This is a genomic window from Cytobacillus sp. EB106-05-05-XG126, from assembly GCF_058791715.1.
This window is the reverse complement of sequence record NZ_JBYTDU010000001.1, coordinates 1,570,854-1,594,859: the sequence shown is the minus strand read 5'-3', so window position 1 is coordinate 1,594,859 and position 24,006 is coordinate 1,570,854. Positions and strand designations below refer to the sequence as shown.

At 42.6% G+C, this 24,006-nt stretch carries 22 protein-coding genes; all 22 read left to right on the top strand.

Annotated features, from left to right (window positions below; all coding sequences use genetic code 11):
- Positions 1 to 168: 168 nt before the first annotated feature.
- The 22 genes from ftsY to AC3WTL_RS07785 all read left to right on the top strand — a co-directional run bounded on the left by ftsY (position 169) and on the right by AC3WTL_RS07785 (position 23,884).
- A complete protein-coding gene (gene ftsY / locus AC3WTL_RS07890; protein ID WP_197214836.1) occupies positions 169 to 1,170 on the top strand; it encodes a signal recognition particle-docking protein FtsY in 1,002 nt (333 codons plus the stop codon).
- Positions 1,171 to 1,474: 304 nt separating this feature from the next.
- Positions 1,475 to 3,850: a DUF8725 domain-containing protein gene (locus tag AC3WTL_RS07885; RefSeq protein WP_248346901.1), complete on the top strand. Its 2,376-nt coding sequence runs from the start codon at positions 1,475 to 1,477 to the stop codon at positions 3,848 to 3,850.
- Positions 3,847 to 4,782 carry an ABC transporter ATP-binding protein gene (locus tag AC3WTL_RS07880; protein ID WP_048009053.1) on the top strand — a complete coding sequence of 312 codons (936 nt, stop codon included), beginning with the start codon at positions 3,847 to 3,849 and terminating at the stop codon, positions 4,780 to 4,782. The genes AC3WTL_RS07885 and AC3WTL_RS07880 overlap by 4 nt, the downstream gene beginning before the upstream one ends.
- Positions 4,779 to 5,627, top strand: coding sequence for an ABC transporter permease (locus tag AC3WTL_RS07875; protein WP_048009052.1), 849 nt, complete (start codon positions 4,779 to 4,781; stop codon positions 5,625 to 5,627). The genes AC3WTL_RS07880 and AC3WTL_RS07875 overlap by 4 nt, the downstream gene beginning before the upstream one ends.
- A 374-nt stretch (positions 5,628 to 6,001) precedes the next feature.
- The gene (locus tag AC3WTL_RS07870) at positions 6,002 to 7,624 is read left to right on the top strand and encodes a DUF8809 domain-containing protein (RefSeq protein WP_492369269.1); all 1,623 of its coding nucleotides are present in this window, start codon (positions 6,002 to 6,004) and stop codon (positions 7,622 to 7,624) included.
- Between the two features lie 5 nt (positions 7,625 to 7,629).
- Positions 7,630 to 8,634: an AAA family ATPase gene (locus AC3WTL_RS07865; protein WP_197248004.1), complete on the top strand. Its 1,005-nt coding sequence runs from the start codon at positions 7,630 to 7,632 to the stop codon at positions 8,632 to 8,634.
- Complete coding sequence (locus AC3WTL_RS07860) at positions 8,634 to 9,500, top strand: DUF58 domain-containing protein (RefSeq protein WP_197248006.1); 867 nt, start codon at positions 8,634 to 8,636, stop codon at positions 9,498 to 9,500. Before AC3WTL_RS07865 ends, AC3WTL_RS07860 begins: the two co-directional genes overlap by 1 nt.
- Before the next feature lie 7 nt (positions 9,501 to 9,507).
- Positions 9,508 to 11,280 (top strand): vWA domain-containing protein, encoded by a 1,773-nt coding sequence (locus AC3WTL_RS07855; protein WP_248346906.1) that lies wholly within the window; start codon positions 9,508 to 9,510, stop codon positions 11,278 to 11,280.
- A complete protein-coding gene (locus tag AC3WTL_RS07850; protein WP_222497020.1) occupies positions 11,264 to 14,038 on the top strand; it encodes a VWA domain-containing protein in 2,775 nt (924 codons plus the stop codon). The genes AC3WTL_RS07855 and AC3WTL_RS07850 overlap by 17 nt, the downstream gene beginning before the upstream one ends.
- A gap of 144 nt (positions 14,039 to 14,182) precedes the next feature.
- Complete coding sequence (locus AC3WTL_RS07845) at positions 14,183 to 14,515, top strand: putative DNA-binding protein (RefSeq protein WP_222497019.1); 333 nt, start codon at positions 14,183 to 14,185, stop codon at positions 14,513 to 14,515.
- A gap of 12 nt (positions 14,516 to 14,527) precedes the next feature.
- A complete protein-coding gene (gene ffh, locus AC3WTL_RS07840) occupies positions 14,528 to 15,880 on the top strand; it encodes a signal recognition particle protein (protein ID WP_035328920.1) in 1,353 nt (450 codons plus the stop codon).
- A 234-nt stretch (positions 15,881 to 16,114) separates the two neighbouring features.
- On the top strand, positions 16,115 to 16,387 hold the full coding sequence (gene rpsP / locus AC3WTL_RS07835) for a 30S ribosomal protein S16 (RefSeq protein WP_009330784.1): 273 nt from the start codon (positions 16,115 to 16,117) through the stop codon (positions 16,385 to 16,387).
- A gap of 11 nt (positions 16,388 to 16,398) precedes the next feature.
- Complete coding sequence (locus AC3WTL_RS07830; RefSeq protein WP_048009045.1) at positions 16,399 to 16,629, top strand: KH domain-containing protein; 231 nt, start codon at positions 16,399 to 16,401, stop codon at positions 16,627 to 16,629.
- Between the two features lie 410 nt (positions 16,630 to 17,039).
- Entirely contained in the window at positions 17,040 to 17,426 is a 387-nt protein-coding gene (locus tag AC3WTL_RS07825; RefSeq protein WP_222497018.1) for a YlqD family protein, read from the top strand.
- A gap of 12 nt (positions 17,427 to 17,438) precedes the next feature.
- Positions 17,439 to 17,960, top strand: a complete 522-nt coding sequence (gene rimM / locus AC3WTL_RS07820) for a ribosome maturation factor RimM (RefSeq protein WP_222497017.1) — start codon at positions 17,439 to 17,441, stop codon at positions 17,958 to 17,960.
- Positions 17,960 to 18,697: a tRNA (guanosine(37)-N1)-methyltransferase TrmD gene (gene trmD / locus AC3WTL_RS07815; protein WP_076256222.1), complete on the top strand. Its 738-nt coding sequence runs from the start codon at positions 17,960 to 17,962 to the stop codon at positions 18,695 to 18,697. The genes rimM and trmD overlap by 1 nt, the downstream gene beginning before the upstream one ends.
- A gap of 135 nt (positions 18,698 to 18,832) precedes the next feature.
- Positions 18,833 to 19,177, top strand: coding sequence for a 50S ribosomal protein L19 (gene rplS / locus AC3WTL_RS07810; RefSeq protein ID WP_009330779.1), 345 nt, complete (start codon positions 18,833 to 18,835; stop codon positions 19,175 to 19,177).
- 210 nt (positions 19,178 to 19,387) lie between these two features.
- Positions 19,388 to 19,939, top strand: a complete 552-nt coding sequence (gene lepB / locus AC3WTL_RS07805) for a signal peptidase I (RefSeq protein WP_035328928.1) — start codon at positions 19,388 to 19,390, stop codon at positions 19,937 to 19,939.
- A gap of 44 nt (positions 19,940 to 19,983) precedes the next feature.
- Positions 19,984 to 20,856: a ribosome biogenesis GTPase YlqF gene (gene ylqF, locus AC3WTL_RS07800; RefSeq protein ID WP_222497015.1), complete on the top strand. Its 873-nt coding sequence runs from the start codon at positions 19,984 to 19,986 to the stop codon at positions 20,854 to 20,856.
- A gap of 86 nt (positions 20,857 to 20,942) precedes the next feature.
- Positions 20,943 to 21,710, top strand: coding sequence for a ribonuclease HII (gene rnhB / locus AC3WTL_RS07795; RefSeq protein WP_248346913.1), 768 nt, complete (start codon positions 20,943 to 20,945; stop codon positions 21,708 to 21,710).
- Between the two features lie 21 nt (positions 21,711 to 21,731).
- The gene (locus AC3WTL_RS07790) at positions 21,732 to 23,591 is read left to right on the top strand and encodes a TP0910 N-terminal domain-containing protein (protein WP_492369268.1); all 1,860 of its coding nucleotides are present in this window, start codon (positions 21,732 to 21,734) and stop codon (positions 23,589 to 23,591) included.
- Positions 23,588 to 23,884 (top strand): EscU/YscU/HrcU family type III secretion system export apparatus switch protein, encoded by a 297-nt coding sequence (locus AC3WTL_RS07785; RefSeq protein WP_048009039.1) that lies wholly within the window; start codon positions 23,588 to 23,590, stop codon positions 23,882 to 23,884. Before AC3WTL_RS07790 ends, AC3WTL_RS07785 begins: the two co-directional genes overlap by 4 nt.
- Positions 23,885 to 24,006 lie beyond the last annotated feature (122 nt).

Genomic DNA, 24,006 nt, shown 5'->3' with positions numbered 1-24,006 from the left:
GCGGGAGTAGCTTACCAGGGAGACCCCACAGACGCAGAGCGTCGAGGAGGCTCCCGGCAGCCCCCGCGGGTTTGCTGAGTACCTGCAGCGGAAATTAGCGGACAATGTTTTCAAACAGGTTAACAAACAAAGAACATACAATAAAAAGCTTTAAAAGGAAGTGAAAACATGAGTTTCTTTAAAAAACTTAAAGAAAAAATCACAAAGCAGACAGATAGTGTTACTGAAAAGTTTAAAGACGGATTAACCAAAACGCGCGATAATTTTTCAAATAAGGTTAACGACCTTGTTTCAAGATACCGGAAAGTGGATGAGGAATTTTTCGAGGAATTGGAAGAAATCTTAATTGGGGCGGATGTCGGTTTTGACACTGTCATGGAACTGGTGGATGAGCTGAGAAGAGAAGTAAAGCGCAAGAATATTCAGGATCCGCGCGAGGTTCAGGCGGTAATATCTGAGAAGCTTGTAGACATTTATGACAGCGCAGGCGAAACCTCCACAGAACTAAATATACAAACCGATGGACTTACAGTAATCCTGTTTGTTGGTGTTAACGGTGTTGGAAAAACAACGACAATCGGAAAACTTGCCCATAAGTTCAAAAGTGAAGGGAAAAATGTCCTTCTTGCTGCGGGTGATACTTTCCGTGCAGGAGCGATTGAACAGCTTGAGGTGTGGGGCGAACGTGTCGGAGTTGATGTCATTAAGCAGGGAGCCGGTTCTGATCCTGCAGCTGTCATGTATGATGCTGTTCAGTCTGCAAAGTCGCGCAAGGCCGATATTTTAATCTGTGATACAGCGGGACGTCTCCAAAATAAAGTCAATTTGATGAAAGAATTGGAAAAGGTAAAGCGCGTAATTGAAAGAGAAGTACCTGGTGCCCCGCACGAAGTATTGCTTGTCCTTGACGCTACTACCGGACAAAATGCCATGATTCAGGCTAAGACCTTCAAGGAAGCAACAGATGTTTCCGGTATCGTTCTTACAAAGCTGGATGGTACTGCAAAAGGCGGCATCGTTCTGGCAATCAGAAATGAGCTGGAAATACCTGTGAAATTCGTAGGTTTAGGTGAAAAAATGGATGACCTGCAGGAATTTAATGCAGAACAATATGTCTATGGACTATTTGCCGACATAGTTGAAAAAGAAGCAGAAGAAGAGGAAGAATAAAAATATGACTGATTAAACAGCCTGAGAATCCGTTCTCAGGCTGTTTTTTATATTATAGATAATAGAATGAGAATAAAAAATAGTTTGAAAAGCGCGATTTATAGTGTAAAATTACACTATAATGATGATGTACTTCATCAAGATTAACCTGTTAATCAAATTATTTAATATCCTCAGGAACTTTTTGTCATTAAGCTGCGTCTATACAATCGAAGAAGTTATCAGGCTGGCAATAATCATTGTTATAGAAGCTGCCTATAAATATAAAAAGCTAATACTTACGATATTTAAAGGGGAGATTGGGTTGCACGGTAAATTAAAAGTAATCATTATGGTGCTATTCTGCTTTGTGTTAATGTTTCATCCATTCCAATCAGCAGAAGCTGCCGGTACAGGCATTAAAGTTACTCTCGATGAGGGCTTTGACGGAAAAGTAAAAAGAGGAAAGGGATTTCCTCTGCGTATTAAGATGGAAAATTCAGGTGACGCATTTAGCGGAGATTTGCTGATAAGTTACCATCCATCCTACAATACCAGCGGTGCGGTTTCTGTAAAAGTAGAGCTGCCTGCCGGAACAGCTAAGGAATATTTGGTTTCGATACCTGGAATGACGGAGGACCACCCCTCCATGTATCAGAACATTCCATTGCTGACTCTTTATGAAGGAGATTGGGAAGACGGAAAAAAAGTTAGTTTTAAAGGAGAAAATACACTAAAGCCTAAATTTGTAGATATGGCTACTGAAGTAATTGGAGTTTTAAGTGAAAACTATGACCGTGTAAAGGAGCTTAGAACACTTCCTTCTAAATCGTTGCTTGAACTTAAAGGGGAAGATTTGCCGGATGATGCAACAGGGCTGGAGACACTCGATTACTTGCTTATTGATGAATTTAAGATTTCCCAGCTTAGTGAAAAACAGCAAAAAGCTATAAGGGACTGGATATTCAGTGGTGGAACATTGATTGCCGGAGGAGGACCGGATGCCAGCGGCTCCTATGGAAATTTATATTCACTGCTGCCGATGAAATCAGAAAATGAGGCATCCGCTCCGGTCAAATTCCTTCAGCCGTCAAAGGGAGAGGAGCCAAAATTTGATGAGCTCAACTTCTTCACTGGTCCGGTTGATAAGAGTGCAGAAGTTATTGCAAAAAGCGGCGATCTCCCTGCAACGTTGAAAAAGGAGTATGGAAGCGGGACAATTTTGCAGACAGCTTTTTCACTGGGAGATGAGCCTTTATCTTCATGGCAGGGATATGACACATGGTTTGAAGACTATATGAAACAGGCATCAGGTTCAGGCATTGGATCAACCCCCTATTCACAGGATTATCTTGACCAGCTTTATTGGGAATTTGCAGAAATAAATGAATTCTTTCCTGCATCCAATTTTTCAGTCGGACAGCTTATTGGACTTTTTGCCGGTTATATTATTCTAATAGTGCCTGTGCTTTATTTTGTGTTAAGAAAGCTTGATAAACGGGAGCATTCCTGGTGGATCATTCCTTCTATAGCCATTTTAATGGGTGCAGCTGTCTTTGGAATGGGGGCAAAAGACAGAATTTCTCAGCCGCAGCTGAACCAGATGGGGATATATAAAGTGAATAAAAATCTGCTTACCGGTTATCAGGCTTCAACCCTGCTGTCAAATAAAAGCGGTGAATACATCCTCTCACTGCCAAAAGGTGAATATAATGCAGTGGTTTATTCAAACAATTCCACGTCATCTGACCCGCTTAGAGGCGGAATTATGGCTGAAAGAGTAAAAAACAATGAGATCATTTTCCCAGAGGTAGAATATTGGTCATCCAAAACCATTTATGGAAAGGCTCAAACAGAAATAAATGGGAAATTGACAGCAGATATCACCCTTAAAGAAAAAAGATTAACAGGAACAATTCAAAACCAAAGTGACTTTGATTTTGAAGAATTATATATTTGGTCAGGAAACGAATCAATTAAACTGGGTTCAATTAAAAAAGGTGAGACCATTAAAGTAGATAAAGCCACAAAACAGTCCCTTCTGAGCAGACCGTACGGAGGAGCATTTAATGGAGGAAATCCTGCCAATAACCAAAATGATATTAATAAATTAAGAAGAGAAAGGCTTCAATATGCTTCCAATACATTTTTGCTGGGAGATCTTTCACAGCCAGTCCTTGCAGGAATTACAAGAGAATCTGTCATTGATGTAACCATGAAAGGGAAGAAAGCAAAACAGAATAACACCAATCTGATTGTTCAGCCATTTGAGGCCAAAAATGAGTTTTCCGGCGAATTTACATTGAAGGATGGCATGATGGCAGCTGATTGGAATGTGATTAAGGGACAGATTTATGAAAAAGGCATGGATAGCACGAGTGGTGAAATGATGCTTGAAGACGGTGAATATGAATATTCTTTAAGCCTTCCGAAGCAGCTTAAAGAGAAAACTTATAAACTTGAAGAAATTTCGGTAAGGATTAATAGCCAAAATGTACAGTATTCATTAAAAAACCATAAAACAGGTGAATGGCTGCTGATTGAACCGGATCAAAGGAGCTTAAAGCTGACAAGTAAAGATGACTTGTCTCAGTATGTTTCAAAAGAGGGCCGATTTATTTTGAAGCTTATTAAATCTTCACAGGGAGATCCATTTGTTCCATTGCCGGCTGTAACAATAAAAGGGGAGGTGGCGAAATGATCGAAATAATAGATTTAACGAAACGATATGGAAAATTTACAGCGCTTGATTCCTTAAATCTTACTATTGAAAAAGGCAGTGTCTTTGGTTTTGTCGGACAGAATGGTGCAGGAAAATCCACAACCTTTTCCATTTTGGCAACACTGCTTGCCCCAACTTCGGGATCGGCTTACGTAAACGGGTATGATGTGCAAAAGGAGCCAAAGCTCGTACGAAAGCAAATTGGCTATATGCCGGACTTCTTCGGGGTTTATGATCAGCTTAAGGCTGATGAGTATCTTCACTTCTACGGTGCAAGTTACGGTATTCCATTCGCAGAACGCGAGAAGCTGATTCCACAGCTGCTGGACCTTGTCAACTTGTCACATAAAAGAGAGTCATATGTGGACCTTCTATCAAGAGGGATGAAGCAGCGTCTATGCCTGGCAAGATGCCTGATTCATGACCCTGAAGTGCTGATTCTGGATGAACCTGCATCAGGACTTGACCCGCGGGCAAGGGTAGAAATGAGGGAAATATTAAAAGAATTGAAGAGTATGGGCAAGACGATTTTAATATCTTCACATATTCTGCCCGAGCTTGCAGAAATGTGCGATACCATTGGCATTATTGATCAGGGTAAACTTGTGGCTCAGGGGTCTGTGGCTGATATCCAGTCGCAGCTTAGAGGAGAAAGGCTGATTCGTGTAAAAGTTAATGGGAGTGCTGAAAATGCCATCTCCTTTTTCGAAGATGATCCAAATATTTTTAAATTATCTTTGCTGGAGGACGGGTTATCTTTTCAGTTTATTTACAAAGGGACGCCTGAAGAGCAAACAGAACTTCTTAAAAGAGCCATATTAAGTAATTTGGCCATCACCAGCTTTGCAGAAGCGGAAACAGACCTGGAAGATGTCTTTATGGAAATTACAAAGGGAGTTGAGCTGACATGAAGAATTTAGTCGTAAATCCTGTACTGAATAAAGAATTTAAGCTCCGCTTCCGAAGCTTTAAAAGTTACCTTGGGGTCCTGTTTTACCTCTTGGCCTTAGGGCTTATCATTGTTGGATTCATTTTTATTGAATCACTGTCAAACAACATGCAGGGCTTTTTTAAACCGGAACAGAGCCGGACAATGTTTATGGTTTTATCTATATTGCAGCTTGGCTTGATTCTATTTATTACCCCTGGATTAACAGCAGGGGTTATCAGCAGTGAAAGAGAGAGGCAGACCTTAAATATCATGCTCACGACGACTCAAAGCTCCTCAAGCATTATATTAAGCAAGCTGATCTCTTCCATTTCATATTTAATTCTGCTGATTGCGGCAAGTTTGCCTCTTTATAGCTTTGTGTTTTTATTTGGAGGTATATCTCCAGGCCAGCTGCTTACGACAATGGGATTTTATTTGTTTACAATCGTGGTTTACGGAAGCATTGGAGTCTTATTTTCAACGCTAATCAGAAAAACCATTGTCTCGATGGTTACCACCTATGGGGTTACTTTATTCTTAGCAGGCGGAACGGCTTTCCTTGCTTTAATTTTTATGCAATTAACAAATGCATATGGATATACTGGAACTCAGCCGACGAATCCGCTGGCATATTTCCCGGCTATGCTCAACCCGGTCATTATTCTGATGAGTACCTTTGAGCCGGAAATGACCAATGAAATTACAAGATCAACAGGCATTGAATTTCCTTTGTGGATTTCATACTTAATTTCATACACTTTCATTTTCATTGGAGCTGTCCTTCTTAGCATTAAAAAACTCCGTCCAAATATGAGAAAGGGCTAGAGTTTATCGCAGTCTAACGGGCAGTAAGACCCCACTTCAAGACTAAGAGGAATCAAAGGAGGATAAGTGGGAGTCAAACTGCCCAATCTAGCTGCGGCTCTTAGGGGCTCGAGGTTTATGCTTGTCACCCCAAGGCAAGTCGCCTCGCTTTATAATGTAAAGGCCCGAAAGAACGATAAAGACTAAGAACGCCACGTCCTCCCAAAAGCTGCCGCTTTCGGTCGTGCGATGTATCGCTGCCGTAGCTTTCCTTGTCCTGTGGCAACGTCTTTGTGACCCACTTCCCGTGGGCCTCAACTAACAATCAGTGGGGGATAAAGCTCCCCCACTGATTGAAGTTTCACTTTATTCGGGCAAATCCCCTGGAGAGGGGATTGCCCGAAATTTATAATAAGGGAATGATAACGGTGGAAGACCGCAATCAATATCTTAAACTCTTAAAACCGGTAAAAAGACAGCTCCTCATTCAGCTGATCATTAAGGAATTTCAGGTGTTCCTTTTAGCAGCCGCTGTCTTGGCCTGTTGTCTTATGGTTTTAGCAAGAATTTTCGTTATCCCATACTTGCAAAACTATTTTCTGCTGATTATTTTACTCTCAGCTTTTGGCGCTGCTATTCGGATTTGGAAGAAGCGGCCTGACATAATCCAGGCGGCTTCATTATATAACGGGTTTGTAGCTGAAGATAGGGTTATTACAGCCCATTCTTTCCTTTTGGATGATGCTGTACTGGCAAGATTGCAGCTTGCAGATGCAGTAAAGCATATGAAAAAGGTACACCATCAGGTTTTAGGCAGGAAGAAGGTTTTCATCCACCCTAAACCTGTTTTAATGTGTTTGGCTTTTCTAGGCCTGGCAGTACTTTTATACATGATTCCGGGAGAGAAAATGGAATTGGCTCAAAAATGGGAGAAGGAAAACAAGTTAGTTGAAGAAGCAAAAGAGGAACTTGAGAAAAAAGCTGAAAAAGAAAAGAATCCTGAAGTAAAAAAAGCATTAGAGAAAGCGAAAGAGAAGATTGCAGAAAAAAAGTCTGCTGAGGAAGCTTTGAAGGAGCTTGCGAACCAAACAAAAAGCCTGGAATTAAAGGCAATCAAAGAAAAAGAAAAATCTCTGAGCCTGGAAAACATGAAAAACACCCTTGATAATAGCGGTTTAAAGCAATTAAGCCGAATGCTGGAGGAGAAAGATCTGGCTTCTTTCCGGGAAGAATTAGCAAAACTTGAGAAGCAGAAAAAAGAACTTAATGAAGAACAAAGCAATGCATTGAAACAGCTTACCGGCAGTGAGGGGCAGCTATCTGAAGAGGAGCTGACAAAACTTATTGAACAGATGGAGAACCTATTGCAATCAGAAGAGCTCTTAAAACAGCTGGCTGCAGCTCAAAAAGCTCTTCAGAGTTCTGGGCTATCATTACAGCAGCAAATGGCTGCGAATGGAATGCCGCCGGGGCAGCTTGCATTTGCGCCTCCCGGGAAGCAGGGGAGCGAGGCGAATAATCTTAATACATCGCCGCCTGCACAGCAGAATAATTCAAATTCGCAAAATAATCAAAATCAGCCTGGCAATAGCCCAAACAACGGAAATGGCAGCGGCTCCGGAAGTGGTTCAGGCAGCGGCTCCGGAAGTGGTTCAGGCAGCGGCTCCGGAAGTGGTTCAGGATCTGGTTCAGGCTCAGGCGCAGGGAGTGGTTCGGGCAGCGGTCTTGGTGGAGGTGCCGGACTTGGACAGGGATCCAGGGATCTGCTCACCATTCCATCCGGCATGGAAGGGAAGACGAATATTGAAAATGACAATGGCAGTCTTGGTCAAGGGACTCCAGGCCAGCAATTTGACGGGGAAGGTCCTGTATTAAAGGGAACGATCAGACCTTACAGTGAGGTATTTGGAAATTATGAGGCGTCATACAGGCAGAGCACCGACCGGTATAAGCTGCCGGCTGATTTAGAGGAAATCGTTAAAAATTATTTTACAAGTATAGATCCTGACAAGGAGTGACTTCAATGTCCGTAACACAGGAAAAAGAACAGCAATTCGCACAAGCAGCAGATATTATTGCAAGAGTGAGAGATGAAATTCAATCATTTATAGTAGGCCAGGAGGAAGTAGTTGAACAAGTATTATGGAGCATTTTCTCAGGAGGCCATGTTTTGCTTGAAGGTTTGCCTGGGCTTGGTAAAACGATGCTGATTAAGACTATTGCAGAAGTGCTGGACCTGAAATTTTCCCGTATTCAATTTACCCCTGATATTATGCCATCCGATATAACCGGAACGATGCTGCTTCAGCCTGATGAAGCAGGCAGGCAAACGTTCAGTTTTCATAAAGGGCCCATATTCGCCAACATCATCCTGGCAGATGAAATTAATAGGGCAACACCTAAGACACAAAGTGCCCTGCTTGAGGCTATGGGAGAAAAAACGGTTACCATTATGGGTGAAACCAAAAGAATGGAAAAGCCATTTTTTGTTCTTGCAACTCAAAACCCGATTGACATGGAAGGAACATATCCTCTGCCGGAGGCGCAAACAGACCGGTTTATCTGTAAGGTAAACGTAGCTTATCCGACGCAGGAAGAATTAAAAGAAATTGCCCGGAGAACTACAGGTGTGCAAAATACTCATTTAAATAAAGCGGCCGGGCTGAATGATGTAGTTGCTCTTCAGGAACTCACAAGAGAAATCCTCGTATCAGAGGATATCCTCGATTATGCTGTATGGCTGATCACTGCCACACACCCGGATTCAGAGGATGCACCGGAAACAGTAAAAGAATACGTCCAATATGGCAGCGGTCCCCGCGGACTCCAGAGTCTGATAAATATGGCAAGAGCAAGAGCATTGTGCTCAGGAAGGTTCCATGTTTCAATAGGTGACCTTAAAAATGTTGCCTATCCCGTTCTGCGCCACCGCCTCATTTTAAACTTTGAAGGAGAAGCAGCGGGGATTACGGCAGATTCGATTATTGAAGGTCTAATAAAAGAAAATTCCCGGGGAGCTAAGAGCTGATGAACAGCCATCAAATCCTTCTTGGAAAGCTGCAGAAGCGTAAAGTTGCGGTAAAGACCAGGAAAAGAGGGTTTCATTCAGGTTCAAGGCAATCCCATAAATTCGGATCTTCCATGGAATTTTCTGACTTCAGAGCATATCAGCCCGGAGACGATATCCGGCAAATAGATTGGAATGTCTATGGCAGAACACAAAAACATTATATTAAACGTTTCCTTGATGAGCAGGAACTGTCTATTGCTGTTTATCTGGATGCCACTTCATCAATGACCAAACTGGAAGCAAAATGGGAGTATGCCAAAGCGCTGGCTGCGGCTTTGAGCTTTATGATTCTTTCTGGTGAAGACCGGCTCCTATTTTCACCTGTTTCTTCTGCTGGCTTACAGCCTATCAAAAGAAAAGGCTCTGTTTACAGCAGGCGAACATTCATGGAAATCCAGAAAATTGAACCTTCAGCTCTGTCCAATAACTTTCTGGGCAGCTTAAAAGACACTCTTTCAAGGCACCAGCAGCTTGCTGTAATAATAGCGGATGGTTTTGAACCGCTTCAGGAATGGGAAAGCCTGTTTAGGAAGCTAAGAGGGCTGAAACAGGAGTTCTGGCTATTTCAGGTGCAGGCTGATGAAGAAATGACACCTTCATATTCTGGAGATGTAAAGTTAATTGATAGTGAAACAGGGACCGCTGTAAATGTGAGCATGAGTCCTGCCGTATTGGCCGAATATGAAAAGCGCCTAAAAAAACATAATGAACAGCTTGAGATTTTATGCAAGCGATATGGCGGCCAATATATCTTTGCCCCTGAAACAAGAGATCTTCAGACTGTTCTTTTCAGGGATCTGTATGCGAAGGGGCTGGTCAGGTGAGAACAACATGCAATTTTTAAATCCTGCTTATTTTATTTTATCCATTTTTATCGGAGCGTTTGTCTTATTTTATTTCTTTCGGAAGCAGTATGCGGAAAAGACCAATTCATCCAATTTGCTCTGGGAACAGGTACTGAATGAATGGCAGGCTTCCCCCTGGCTGAAAAAGCTTCAGCAGAATCTGTTATTTTGGCTGCAATTATTGGCACTTCTATTATTGATGCTGGCCCTTGTGCGTCCATTTTGGCTTGAAGATTCTTTAAAAGGAGAACACATAATCATCATCATTGATCCATCCGCTTCCATGTCATCTGAAAGTGGAGGGAAAAGCCGTTTTGAGATCGCGAAAGAGGAAATGCTTGATCTGGCAGGCAAGCTTAATGGCCAGCAGGTAAGTTTAATTAAAGCAGGTGAGAAAAATGAGATTCTCTTAAGCCGGGAAGATGATCTAAAGGCTATTCGAAGAACCATTGAAGGGCTGGAGCTTACTTATGAACATGAGAATATGGAAAAAGCCGTTCTTTTGGCAGGCTCCTTATCATCAGGAAAAGACACTGCTCTTCATATTTTTTCAGATTCAGCTAATAAGAAAGATTTAATGAAGGAATTTGCCGGTCTATATACTGTTGTACATAATATTGGTGAGAATGCAGGGAATGTGTCGCTGCAGTCGTTTGGAACAGCGGCCGCCGGTGATGGTATTTCAGCGGCTGCAGTGATAGAAAACCAGTCTTCTGGAAATATAGAGACAGCTTTTACAGTGAAATCTGAGGGAGAAGTCCTGTTTGAACAGAATCTATCATTAAAAGCAAATGAGGAGAAAATCATTCAAATAAAAAATCTGCCGGAAAAACCTTACTATGAGGCAGCTATTTCCATTAGCGATGGCTATAGTGCAGATAATCATGCAGCCTCTATTTACACTGACCCAAAACCTAAGGTTTACACTTTGGGAGATGTAAATCCATTTGCGGTGAAGGGCTTTCAAACTATTGGTGCCGAATTGCTGCAGACAGATCCGTCTGCTCTAAAAGGTTTGGATATGAAAGGTGTCGTTGTGGCGGAAGGAAGCACTTTATCGGGACTCCCTGAGCTGCCGATAATCTTTTTTAATACAAGCAAAGATAAAGCAAAGCTTGAAGAAGCAATCTCGGGGGATGAGGATCCTCTTTTTGAATATGCAAACTTTGAGAAGGTGTATATCAGTTCTGCATCCTCCGTTCTGAAAGGAGAATGGGAGACTGTACTGAAAAGCGGGGATATTCCTTTAGTCCAAAGGGGAATGCATAATGGGCAGCCAATTATTATCGTCAATTTTAATCTATCCGACACCGATTGGCCTCTTCAGCCAGGTTTTCCAATCTTTCTGTATAACTCTTACCAGTGGCTATCTCAGCAATCAGATTTCCTCGGATATTTCAGCTCCGGAGAAGAAAGATGGATAAATATCGGCAATGGAACTGGAAGCTGGGAAATTTTCAATAATAAAGACGAAAATCTATACTCTCTTGATCTAAACAAGGAAACCTTTAAAGCTCCTATCATCCCCGGAACTTACCAGGCTGTATCAGGAAATCAAATTTATTTTTTTACAGTACTTCTGGATGAAAGGGAGAAAAGTGCCGGAATAGAAGAATCCTTTACACTGAATGCTAAATCATCTGAAAAAAGCAGCCAGAACCAAAGACCTAATGAAAGTCTCTGGTTCTGGCTGGCGTTCATCGCTTTAATCCTGATTGTTATCGAATGGGAGGTATATCGCCGTGGGCATAGAGGTTAAATATCCCTTCCTGTTTCTCCTCCTGATTCCTGCTGTCATAATCGTTTTTTTATTTATTCGAAATCACAGCGGAAAAGGAAATGAAAAGTTTTGGATTGCTGGTTTGAGGCTGATCATTTTCTCTTTATTAATTATTGCACTGACCGTTCCTCAGGTGGTTCTTCCGGTAAAGGGACAGACCGTCGTATTTCTAGCCGACCGTTCTGCAAGCATTGGCACGAATGAGGAAGCACTTGCCTGGATAGAAAACAGCACCAGCCACAGGAAAAATGACGATCAATTTGCAGTGGCTGCTTTTGGGGAAAATGCAGTACTTGAACAGAATCTGGGCAGAAACCGTGAAGCTATAAACGAATTTAACGGAGTGGCAGAAGATTCCCAATCTAATCTCGAAGCAGGCCTGCAATTTGCCGCTTCACTCATTCCGAGGGAGTCTTCCGGCAGAATTGTCCTGATGACGGACGGGAATGAAACGGAAGGCGAAAGCCTGGAAGCTGCAGCAGTTTTAAAAAATCGGAATATCGAGATTGACCATGTGCCATTAAAAACAACAGCAGGGGACGATGTCTCAATCTCAGAATTAAACGTTCCTCCTTCACTATATTTAGGAGAAGAGGCTCCGATTACAATAGAAGTTACCAGCAACGTTGCCAAAGAAGCTGATATCAGACTATCGGTAAATCATAAAGAAGTATTAAAGGAAACTGTTCAAGTGAACGAAGGGAAAAATGTTTATACGTTTACCCACAAAGCGGATACCGCAGGATTAACGGTATATAAAGCAGAGATAGCTGCAGACCGGGATGCCTACTCTGAAAACAATGCACTTCACTCAGTTGTGAATGTGAAGGGTACCCCTAAGGTCCTGATCGTACAAGGGGAGGAAGCTGGCAATCTTGCAAATCTTTTAAAAGGTTCAGGCCTGGATACTGACATCGTTATTCCAGAAAAGCTACCGACGGTTCTCTCAGGTTATTTGCAATATCAGTCGATTATTTTTAATAATGTCCCTGCAACTGTCATCTCAGAGCAGCAAATGGTGCTGATGGAGAAGGCAGTGAAAGAATTCGGCACTGGTTTTATTATGTTTGGCGGTGAAGAAAGCTTCGGGCTGGGGGGCTATTTTAAAACTCCGATTGAGAAATTGCTGCCTGTGGATATGGATATCAAAGGCAAGAAAGAAATGCCTTCCTTAGGTCTTGTGTTAGTTATGGACCGTTCTGGAAGCATGGCAGGAAATAAAATTGAATTGGCGAAAGAGGCGGCTGCCCGTTCAGTTGAACTGCTGCGTGAAGAAGATACACTAGGATTCATTGCATTTGATGACCGTCCATGGGAAATCCTTGAAACCAAGCCTCTCAAGGATAAGCAAAAGGCAATTGAAAAAATCAAATCCATTACACCAGGCGGGGGGACAGAAATCTTTACCTCTCTGGAACAGGCATACAGTGAGCTTGAAGATTTACAGCTGCAGAGAAAGCATATCATTTTGCTTACAGATGGCCAATCTGCCACAAATGGAGACTATGAGCTATTAATTGAAAGCGGGAAAGAGAAGAATATCACTCTCTCAACTGTTGCTCTTGGCCAGGATGCTGATAGAGGGCTGCTGGAAGAACTTGCGGGAATGGGGTCTGGGCGGTTTTACGATGTTACAGACTCTTCCGTTATACCAAGCATATTATCACGTGAAACCGTAATGGCTACGCGAACTTATATCGAGGACAAACCTTTTTACCCAAGTATCCAGCCCTACCCTGACTGGTCCTCTCTTTTTGAAAAAGGTGTGCCGGAAATGAATGCCTATATAGCTTCCACTGCTAAGCCGCGGGCACAGGTGCCGCTGTTAAGTGAAAAAAAAGACCCGGTACTTGCTGAATGGCAATATGGAATGGGGTGGACAGCGGCATTTACATCAGACATCTCAGGCAAGTGGTCGGGAGAATGGGCAAGCTGGGAAAAGTGGCCGTCCATTATTAATCAGCTTGTTACTAAAACCCTGCCGAAGTATGAAAGTGAACCATATAGAGTTGATGTTGAGAACAAGGATGGTAATACAGTGCTCAGCCTGGAGTCTGCGGCAAGTATTTCTTTGCCTATTGAGACATCTATCGTGTCAGAAACGGGTGAACAGATAGAAGCTAATATGAGGCTTATAGCGCCAGGTAAGTATGAGGCGCTGATGCCTGAAAGTGCGGGAATGTATTTTTTAAATATTAAACAGACAGATCATAATGGGAATGTTCAGGTTCATCAGACCGGTTTTACTATTCCCTACTCTGAGGAGTATTTGCAAAAGGGAACAAATAAAGAGCATTTGAAGTCACTCTCAAAAATGACTGGAGGCAAGGAGCTCGCGAGCGGAGAAGAAGCATTCCGGCCGCTGAAAAAACCGGCAAGCACCAAACAGCCAATCAGCGAATGGCTTCTTCTCACTGCATTCCTGCTCTTTTTTTCAGAAATCGCAGTAAGGCGTTTTGGTCTAACGGGTCTTGCAGCGGGAATTTTGAAGAAAAACAGAAAAGTAAAAGAAAAGCCAGATGCGCCACTGAAGGTATCAAAACTTAAAGCTTCCAGAAAAAAAACGTCTCCTTCCGACCGGGCGCCTGTTAAACTTCAAGGGGAAACTCCTGTCAAGGAAACACCGGAGAAAACAAAAGCAAAGAAGCCGAACCGTCCAAAACCAGCAGAACTCTCGCCGAAAGAGAGAGAGGAGCGGATGAAAAGGCTGCTGGATGCAAAAAACAGGAAAAAATAAGTAAAATCAGAGTTGAATGATGCCTTTAGCGCTCACCCGGAATTAGGTACTGCCAACACTGTAAAGATATTTTCTTGACATGATGTGAAAATCTATGTAAACTTTACTTTGTAAAGGCTTTTCACTTAACAAGGGGGAATAGGGATGCTCGAAAAGACAACGAGGATGAACTACCTTTATGATTTCTATGAATCGTTGTTAACTCCTAAGCAGAGAAGCTATATGTCCCTTTACTACCTGGATGATTTTTCGCTTGGAGAGATTGCCGAGGAATATGATGTTAGCCGGCAAGCGGTTTATGACAACATTAAGAGAACAGAAGCAATGCTTGAAGAGTATGAAGAAAAGCTACTATTATTTCATAAATTTCAAGAGCGCAGCAAGCTGATTGCAGAAATAAAAGAGATGCTTCAGGAAGGCTCCCCTTCCCGGAAGGCATTGGAAGAAGCAGTGGCAGAGCTTGAGAAATTAGATTAGGAGGCGGCATATATGGCATTTGAAGGATTGGCCGACCGACTGCAAAATACAATTCAGAAGATCCGCGGAAAAGGCAAAATTAATGAAGCGGATGTAAAAGAAATGATGCGTGAAGTCCGTCTCGCCCTTTTGGAAGCGGACGTTAACTTCAAAGTTGTCAAGGAGTTCGTCAAAAAAGTCAGCGAACGCGCTGTCGGGCAGGAAGTATTAAAGAGCCTGACGCCGGGACAGCAGGTAATAAAGGTTGTTAAAGAAGAATTAACGGAACTGATGGGCGGAGAGCAAAGCAAAATTGCTGTTTCCAATCGCCCGCCGACAGTCATTATGATGGTCGGTCTTCAGGGTGCCGGTAAAACGACTACAACCGGAAAGCTTGCGAACCTGCTCCGCAAAAAGTATAACCGCAATCCGATGCTGGTTGCTGCAGACATTTACCGCCCTGCGGCGATTAAACAGCTCGAAACGCTTGGCAAACAGCTGAATATGCCTGTCTTCTCCCTTGGCGATCAGGTCAGTCCTGTTGAAATTGCAAAACAGGCGATCGCAAAGGCAAAAGAGGATCATAATGATTATGTTCTAATCGATACAGCAGGAAGACTGCATGTGGATGAAGCTTTAATGGATGAGCTGAAGCAAATCAAAGAGCTTTCCAATCCAGATGAAATTTTCCTTGTTGTAGATGCCATGACTGGTCAAGATGCGGTTAATGTAGCACAAAGCTTCAATGATCTGCTGGGTCTTACTGGAGTAGTCCTGACAAAGCTGGATGGCGATACCCGAGGCGGTGCGGCTCTATCCATTAGATCCGTAACAAACACGCCGATTAAATTCGTCGGTCTGGGTGAAAAGCTGGATGCCCTTGAAGCGTTCCATCCAGAACGGATGGCATCCCGTATTTTAGGTATGGGGGATGTCTTATCCCTAATTGAAAAAGCACAGGCCAATGTGGATGAAGAAAAGGCAAAAGAGCTTGAGCAGAAGATGCGCACTGCTTCTTTCACATTTGATGACTTTTTGGATCAGCTTGGTCAGGTACGCCAAATGGGACCACTTGATGAGCTTCTGAAAATGATGCCTGGCGCCAACAAAATCAAAGGCTTGAATAATATGCAAATCGATGAGAAGCAAATCACTCACGTGGAAGCCATTATTAAGTCGATGACTAAGGAAGAGAAAACTCATCCGGAAATCATCAATTCAAGCCGCCGCAAACGGATTGCCAAGGGAAGCGGAAGAACCGTCCCTGAAGTTAACCGTCTGCTGAAGCAATTTGAAGACATGAAAAAGATGATGAAGCAAATGGCAGGCATGCAGCAAAAAGGCAAGAAAAAAGGCGGATTCAAGCTTCCTTTTAACCCTTTTTAGTAATGTCCAGCTCCAGCGCCTACCCCCTCGAGGTCACAAGCCAATCCTTCCAAAAAGGCAAAGAACGCCTTTCCGGAAGGCTCGTCTTGTGCTTGTCGGGGGTGGGCAAGGCGCTTCCACTTTTCTAGTCATTTAAGCTTTTCATAACATGTAAAGAAAAAAACCTTTACAAACTAATTAACTATCTGATATTATACTATCTTGTGTGAAACTATTCGGAGGTGCTTATTTAAAATGGCAGTAAAAATTCGTTTAAAGCGTATGGGTGCTCATAAAAACCCTTTCTATCGTATCGTTGTAGCTGATTCTCGTTCTCCTCGTGACGGACGTTTCATTGAAACAGTAGGAACTTACAATCCGGTTGCTCAACCAGCGATCGTTGAAATCAATGAAGAGTTGGCTCTTAAATGGCTTCAGACAGGTGCTAAGCCATCTGATACAGTACGTAACCTTTTCTCTAAGCAAGGCATTATGGAAAAATTCCATAACGCTAAAAACGGTAAGTAATTCATTATAAGATGAAAGAGCTTATCGAAACGATTGTTAAGCCCCTTGTTGATTTTCCGGAAGATGTTCTAGTGAATGTCCAAGAAGAGGATCAGCGCGTAACCTATCAGCTTTCTGTCAACAAGAATGACATGGGGAAAGTAATTGGGAAGCAAGGGCGCGTTGCGAAAGCAATACGGACCGTTGTTTATGCAGCAGGTTCATCAGAACAAAAGAAGATCTTTTTAGAGATCATCGAATAATTATCCTGCCATGAGCAGGATGCAGCCAAAAAAGGAGGGGTTTCCCCTCCTTTTTTTACAATCTAAAAAAGCCTGTTGTTTGGCTTTATTCTCCTCTGATTTAAACTATATTCATCCGCTGAGTTGATTGGAGCGGAGGGCACTTGATCCTCGAAAATGCTGGCGCATTTCCATCGTGCGGTGTAAGTTCGAGGAAGCTTATTCAATGTCCTGCGGGAAGTGAGGGAAGTGAGAGACCCCGCAGGCGAAGCCGAGGAGGCTCTCATCTCTCCCCGCGGAAAGCAAGTGACCGGAAATAACAAAGTGTTTCAGGTAAAGAGTAAAAATATTAACATCGCCAACTAAGAACATGACAGCAGTGTCAGTAACGCCGTTTATTCATTCGGATTATGATTTGGGAGGCGCTGTACATGAACATTATCCAAACGGTTACAGTTAAGCAGGTGCTGACAGAGAACAGCAAGCAGGAACTGCTGGAAGGCTATGCGGGCAAAAAAAAGCAGCTGCAGAAAGAAAGTGATCAGCTGAGGTTTGAACTGAAAAAGCAGGAAAAAACCAAAAAGCTGCATCCGGCCAGTCTGAAACAGCACTTTGAAAAGGAAATTCAACTGAGGCAGGAAAAAGTCCAGCTGCTGGATTTTCAAATAGAACAATTACATATGCTACCATTAGGAAGTGAATTAAAAGAAAAAGAAGTCCAGGCGATTATCGAGGTTCAAAAGGGTACCCCGTGGGAAGACATAGAAAAAGGGAAAACAATCATCATAAGAGATGGAATTGTTGATGAAATACGCTAGAGGTGATAGTGGATGCAGAAATGGTTTAACGTTGGAAAAATTGTGAACACCCATGGCATTAAAGGGGAAGCGAGAGTCATTTCAAAAACAGACTTTGCTGAAGACAGGTATAAGCCGGGAAATAAACTTTATTTGTTCATGCCTGACACAAAAGGTGATCCCATTGAGCTGACAGTGAAATCACACCGCACCCATAAATCATTTGATCTTCTTACCTTTGAAGGATATGAGAACATCAATCAGATTGAAAAAATGAAGGGCGGCATTTTGAAAATTTCAGAAGATCAGCTTGGCGATCTCGAAGAGGATGAATTTTACTACCATGAAATCATAGGCTGTACGGTTGAAACACTTGATGGAGAAGAAGTAGGCAAAATCAAAGAAATTCTTTCTCCCGGAGCGAATGATGTGTGGGTAATTAAAGCAAAAGGCGGTAAGGAAATTCTAATCCCGTATATTGAAGATGTTGTTAAAGAAGTTAATGTGGAAGATAAACTTGTGAAAATTAATGCGATTGAAGGATTGCTTTCATGATGAATATTGATGTGCTCACGCTGTTTCCTGAAATGTTTGAAGGGGTCTTTGGGCATTCCATATTAAAAAAAGCCGCAGAAAATGAAGCAGTAACGTACAATGTGGTCAACTTTAGGGAGTATGCCGACAATAAGCACAAAACCGTTGATGACTACCCATATGGCGGAGGAGCGGGGATGGTTTTAAAACCGCAGCCGATTTTTGATGCGGTTGAGGATCTTCGCAGTAAAAGCGGTGCGTCTCCGAGGGTTATCCTGCTGTGCCCCCAAGGGGAACGCTATACGCAAAAAAAAGCCGAAGAACTGGCAGAAGCAGATCACCTGATTTTTGTATGCGGGCATTACGAGGGATATGATGAAAGAATACGTGAACATGTTGTGACAGATGAAATTTCAATTGGTGATTTTGTGCTGACTGGCGGAGAGCTTGGAGCGATGGTCGTAATCGACAGTGTCGTCCGATTGCTGCCAGGTGTATTAGGCAATCAGGAATCTCATATGAAAGATTCTTTTAGCACAGGGTTTCTTGAACATCCTCATTATACGCGTCCTGCCGACTTCAGAGGCATAAAAGTGCCTGATGTTCTCATGTCAGGCAATCACCGCCTTGTCGAAGAATGGAGAGCCAAAGAATCCTTGAGAAGAACGTATTTAAGACGGCCTGATCTTCTTGAAGATGCAGAATTAACAAGTGAACAGCAAAAATGGCTAAATGAAATAAAAAAAGAAGATAAATAACATTGAAGTTGCCGTCCAAATATGATATGATACTTTTTGTGACTTAGGCTGAACTTGTTCAGTTTACGTCTGATAAAGATGTTCCGCTGCAAACATAGGTTGTGCAAGAGCGTCTGTTGAGAGGAGTTGAAAACGATGCAAAAGTTAATTGAAGAAATCACAAAAGAACAGCTTCGTACTGACCTTCCGTCTTTCCGTCCTGGTGATACTGTACGTGTACACGTAAGTATTGTTGAGGGAACTCGTGAGCGTGTTCAGGTATACGAAGGTGTTGTGATTAAGCGTCGTGGTGGTGGAATCAGCGAAACTTTCACAGTTCGTAAGATTTCTTACGGTGTAGGCGTTGAGCGTACATTCCCTGTGCACACACCTAAGATTGCGAAGCTTGAAGTTATCCGCCGCGGTAAAGTCCGCCGTGCGAAACTTTACTACCTGCGTAACCTTCGCGGTAAAAAAGCTCGTATCAAAGAAATTCGATAATAAAGAAAAGAAGGAGCTTGATATTCAAGCTCCTTTTTCTTTCATGAAGCAGAATGCAAATAATATTACATAAATGTTAAATAATATATAAATGAGATTCCCATCGTGTTTATTAAGATGAATTTTTGTACAATAAACAATAGAAATCACTTACTGCGATACATGCAGGGATATAAGCATAATTTTGACGGAAGAATGGTGGGGAAGGCTATGGCAAAAAAGAAAAATGAATTGTGGGAATGGACAAAAGCTCTTGTAATCGCAGTTCTGTTAGCGGCAGTCATCAGATATTTTTTATTTGCGCCGATTGTGGTTGACGGCTTATCCATGATGCCAACATTGCATGATCAGGATCGAATGATTGTTAATAAGTTCAGCTATAAGATTGGAGAGCCGGAGCGCTTCGACATCATTGTATTCCATGCACCGGAAAACAAAGATTACATCAAAAGAGTAATAGGTCTTCCAGGAGATAAGATTGAATATAAAGATGATACTCTTTATGTAAATGGAAAAGCTTATGAAGAGCCATACCTGGATGAATATAAGAAGCAGGTAATTGACGGTCCGCTGACGGAGCCGTTTACTTTAAAAGAAAAGATAGGACAGGAAACAGTGCCAGAAGGCCACTTGTTTGTAATGGGCGACAACCGGCGCTTCAGCAAGGACAGCCGACATATTGGCCCTGTTGCAATGGAAGAAGTACTCGGCGATGCCGGAGTAATATACTGGCCAATAGAGGATATTCGCATCGTTGATTGACGATTGTTTGTTATATAAATACATATTGGATGGAGGTGCCGGGTGTGACAATCCAGTGGTTTCCCGGCCATATGGCGAAGGCCAGAAGGCAGGTTACAGAAAAATTAAAACTGGTTGATATCATCTTTGAGCTCGTTGATGCAAGGATTCCTTATTCATCACGAAATCCGATGATCGATGAAATCATTCAGCACAAACCCCGGCTTGTTTTGTTGAATAAAGCTGACATGGCTGATAAAGAAGCGACGAAGAAGTGGATCAGACATTTTGAAAATAAGGGCATAAGAGCGCTTGCGATAAACTCACAAGCCGGACAAGGCATGAAAGAAATCGTTTCCGCATCTCAGGAAATCCTTCAGGAGAAATTCGATCGAATGAGAGCGAAAGGGGTCAAGCCAAGGGCAATTCGGGCAATGATTGTTGGTATTCCGAACGCCGGAAAATCCACACTTATCAATCGCCTGGCCAAAAAGAATATTGCAAAGACAGGAAATACTCCCGGCGTTACAAAAGCCCAGCAGTGGATAAAGGTAGGGAAAGAGCTGGAGCTGCTCGATACCCCGGGAATTTTATGGCCAAAATTCGAAGATCAGGAAGTGGGTCTTAAGCTTGCTCTGACAGGAGCGATCAAGGATACTATCTTAAATCTCCAGGATGTTGCAATATATGCCCTGCGCTTTCTCGGCGACAGATATCCGGATCGTTTGAATGACCGCTACCAGATCGAAGAAATCCCGGAAGATATCGTTGAAGTCTTTGATAAAATCGGCAGGCTGCGCGGCTGCCTGATGGGCGGCGGCGAAATTGATTATGATAAAGTAACAGAGCTGGTAATCAGGGAATTCCGTTCTGAAAAAATGGGACCAGTTACATTGGAGCTGCCGGAGGAAATGGCAGTGCGGAATGAAGCTGAATAATTTTAATGAAGACCTTCTGTTCGCAGAAGGCCTTTATTTTTTGGCAGAAATGCCGATACATAGATTAGAATGAGAAGGTGAAAAACATGGAAAAATTAACCATTCGCCAAATAGAAGAAAAGATGAAAACAATTGAGTTAGAGGATGATCCGTTCCTTCAATCAATCAAACAGGATGACAGAAAAGGCGTGCAGCAGCTTTTGGCAAAATGGCATTCACGTCAGCTGATACAAAAGAAAGTATATGAGAAGCATAAAGAAATGACCAGGTATGAATGTCAGTACAGAAGCCAGGGTTTTCAATTAATTGCCGGAATAGATGAAGTCGGCAGAGGGCCGCTTGCGGGGCCGGTGGTAGCTGCAGCAGTTATTTTGCCTGAAAACTTTTATCTGCCGGGATTAGATGATTCAAAAAAAGTGCCTGAACAAAAAAGAGCAGAATATTATGAAATCATTAACGCTGAGGCCGAGGCGGTCAGCGTTGGGATCATCGAATCAGATGAAATCGACCGCATCAATATTTTTGAAGCGACAAAAAAGGCAATGCTGTCAGCGATCGAAGGCCTGAATCCAAAACCGGACTTCCTGCTTGTAGATGCCGTAAAACTTTTAACACCTTATCCAATGGAAGCAATCATTAAGGGAGATGGCAAAAGCGTAACGATTGCTGCAGCCTCGATCATAGCTAAGGTTACAAGAGACAGAATGATGGCTGAAATAGGCAAAGAGTTTCCACAGTATGGATTCGGGAAAAATATGGGGTATGGGACTAAGGAGCATCTTGAAGCAATAACACTTCATGGAATTACGCCTTATCACCGGAAAAGCTTTGCGCCAATAAAAGATTCTTATTGAAATAGAATAGAAGGTGAAGATATGAAGCCGTCTGAAGTAATTCAAAAAATCATAAGGCATGACCAGAGCAATGCAGGAAAGACGGCTGCGCTCAGGCCAGGGCAAATTGTCAGCGGAAAAGTAGCAAAGCTATTTCCTAATCAGACGGCAGAGGTGCAGATCGGGACACATAAAGTGATTGCGCAGCTTGAAACCCCTTTGTCAGCGGACAATAGATATTGGTTCAGAGTAGAACCTGGTGATGGATTGCTGCGCTTAAGAGTTATGGAATCTGTAAACATCCAAAGTAAAGGAACTCCTGCTGAAAGCCTTTTAAGTCAGCTGGGAATGAAGTTGTCCCGGGAAAATCAAATGCTGATTCAATATTTTCTTAAGGAGCAGCTGCCGATTACAGGTGAAACTTTAAGACTGGCATCGGAATGGATCATCTATGAAAGCAAATCTGCAGCAGAAGGCCTGAGGACGGTAAAAGAGATGATATTAAGGCAGCTTCCCTTTTCGAAGGATGTTTATTCAGCTCTATCCTCAGTCTTAAACGGTGACTCTCTTTCTTCGATTATGGGAGAATTACAGGATGAGTTAAAGAGAGCCGATTTATCATCCAAAGGGCAGCAAATATACTCCCTGCTGGGGGTTATGACAAAGACTTCTAGGGACAAACTTGGCCAGCAGGCAGTAGTCGGACTGTTTTCAGAGTGGCTGAATGCAAAAGATCAGGCCGGGTCCCTCTCAGCTTTCCAGCTCCTGAAAGCAGCGGGGATGTTTCCGGGTGAAGCTGACGAGGGTGCTGTCATAAAACAGCTTATTGAGGACGGCGTGCAAAATAAACCGATTATTCAAACGCTGAGTGAACTTCTGAAAACAAGCGAATCAGGGAACAGGCAGCAATTTATATTGAATTTGGCCAAACTCAATGGAGTTATCGCAGAAAGTTCGAAAAACAGAGGACAAGCTCAAGCTCTACAAAACGTACTAAATGATTTTCGAAATGGAAGTACATCTTTTCCTGCAGAAAAAAATATACTTCACACCGTTTTTAAATCGGCCCTATCTCTTACAATTAATGATGATATAGAACATTTAGTAGATGGAGACAAGTTCAGGCTGGCTGCTGTTCAGGCGGGGAAATTATTGGGCGGTGAAAAACCCTTCGCTGCAGCTGCACTCGGCCCTCAGGAAATCACAATGCTGGAAGAGATGAGAAATAGCCTGCGTCCCGAATCTCATTTCCCATATGATCAGCGTAATATACATAGTGAGTTAAAGAGAATAATCACAGCATTAGGGTTTTCTCATGAACATGACGTCCTAAAGTTATTAAAACAGAATGATGATGGAGCCGTCAAAAATCTGGATACTCTCAAACCGCTTCTGATGGGCTTCTTAACCGAAGAACCTGCACATGCAGCTAAAGATGCAGCGGAACGGCTGCTGCATAAAATAACCGGCTTTCAGGCTCTCTCGCAGGAATCAGGGCCATTGCAGCACTTTATCTTTCAGCTGCCGGTTTCTCTATGGGGAAAGATTTCTGATATGACTATGCAGTGGAGCGGAAGGAGAACAGAAGGCGGAAATATTGATCCAAACCATTGCCGTGTTATCTTTTATTTAGATTTGGAGCACCTGAATGAAACGATTATCGACCTTCAGGTCCAAAACAGAATCATCAATATTTCAGTTATTAATGGGCATAGCGGAATAAAGGATTTAACAGCTCCATTTGCAGCTGTATTAAAAGCAAATTTATTAAAAATAAATTATAAGCTGTCCTCGGTTTCCTTCCGGGAGCCGGAGCCTGCAGGTGATTCACTTTTAGCAAGAGAAACAATGACATCAATTGTACAGGCGAATCAATTCAGCGGAGTAGATATTAAAATATGAAAAAAGAGCGTGTTGCACAAAGGAAAGAAGCGGTAGCATTAACATATGATTCTGAGAGTCATGGGGCCCCCAGGGTATCTGCAAAGGGGAAGGGCCTGACAGCTGAAAATATCCTTGAAAAGGCTAAGGAACATGGTATTCCGGTTCAGGAGGACCCTGCCCTTGTTGAGCTTCTTGGCAAGCTTAATATCAATGAAGGGATTCCGGAAGAGCTTTATCAGGCTGTTGCTGAGGTATTTGCTTTCATCTACAGGGCTGATCAGGAGGCTGGAAAGAGGGAAAATAGTAAATAATCTATTCTGGTAAACCAATATGTTTCTCTTAAAGTAATCTTTGCGAGTAGAAAAAAACGGGATAATACTTAAATCAACTAGAATCGAAAGCTGTCGAAGGGCAGTTTTTTCTTTATTTTAAT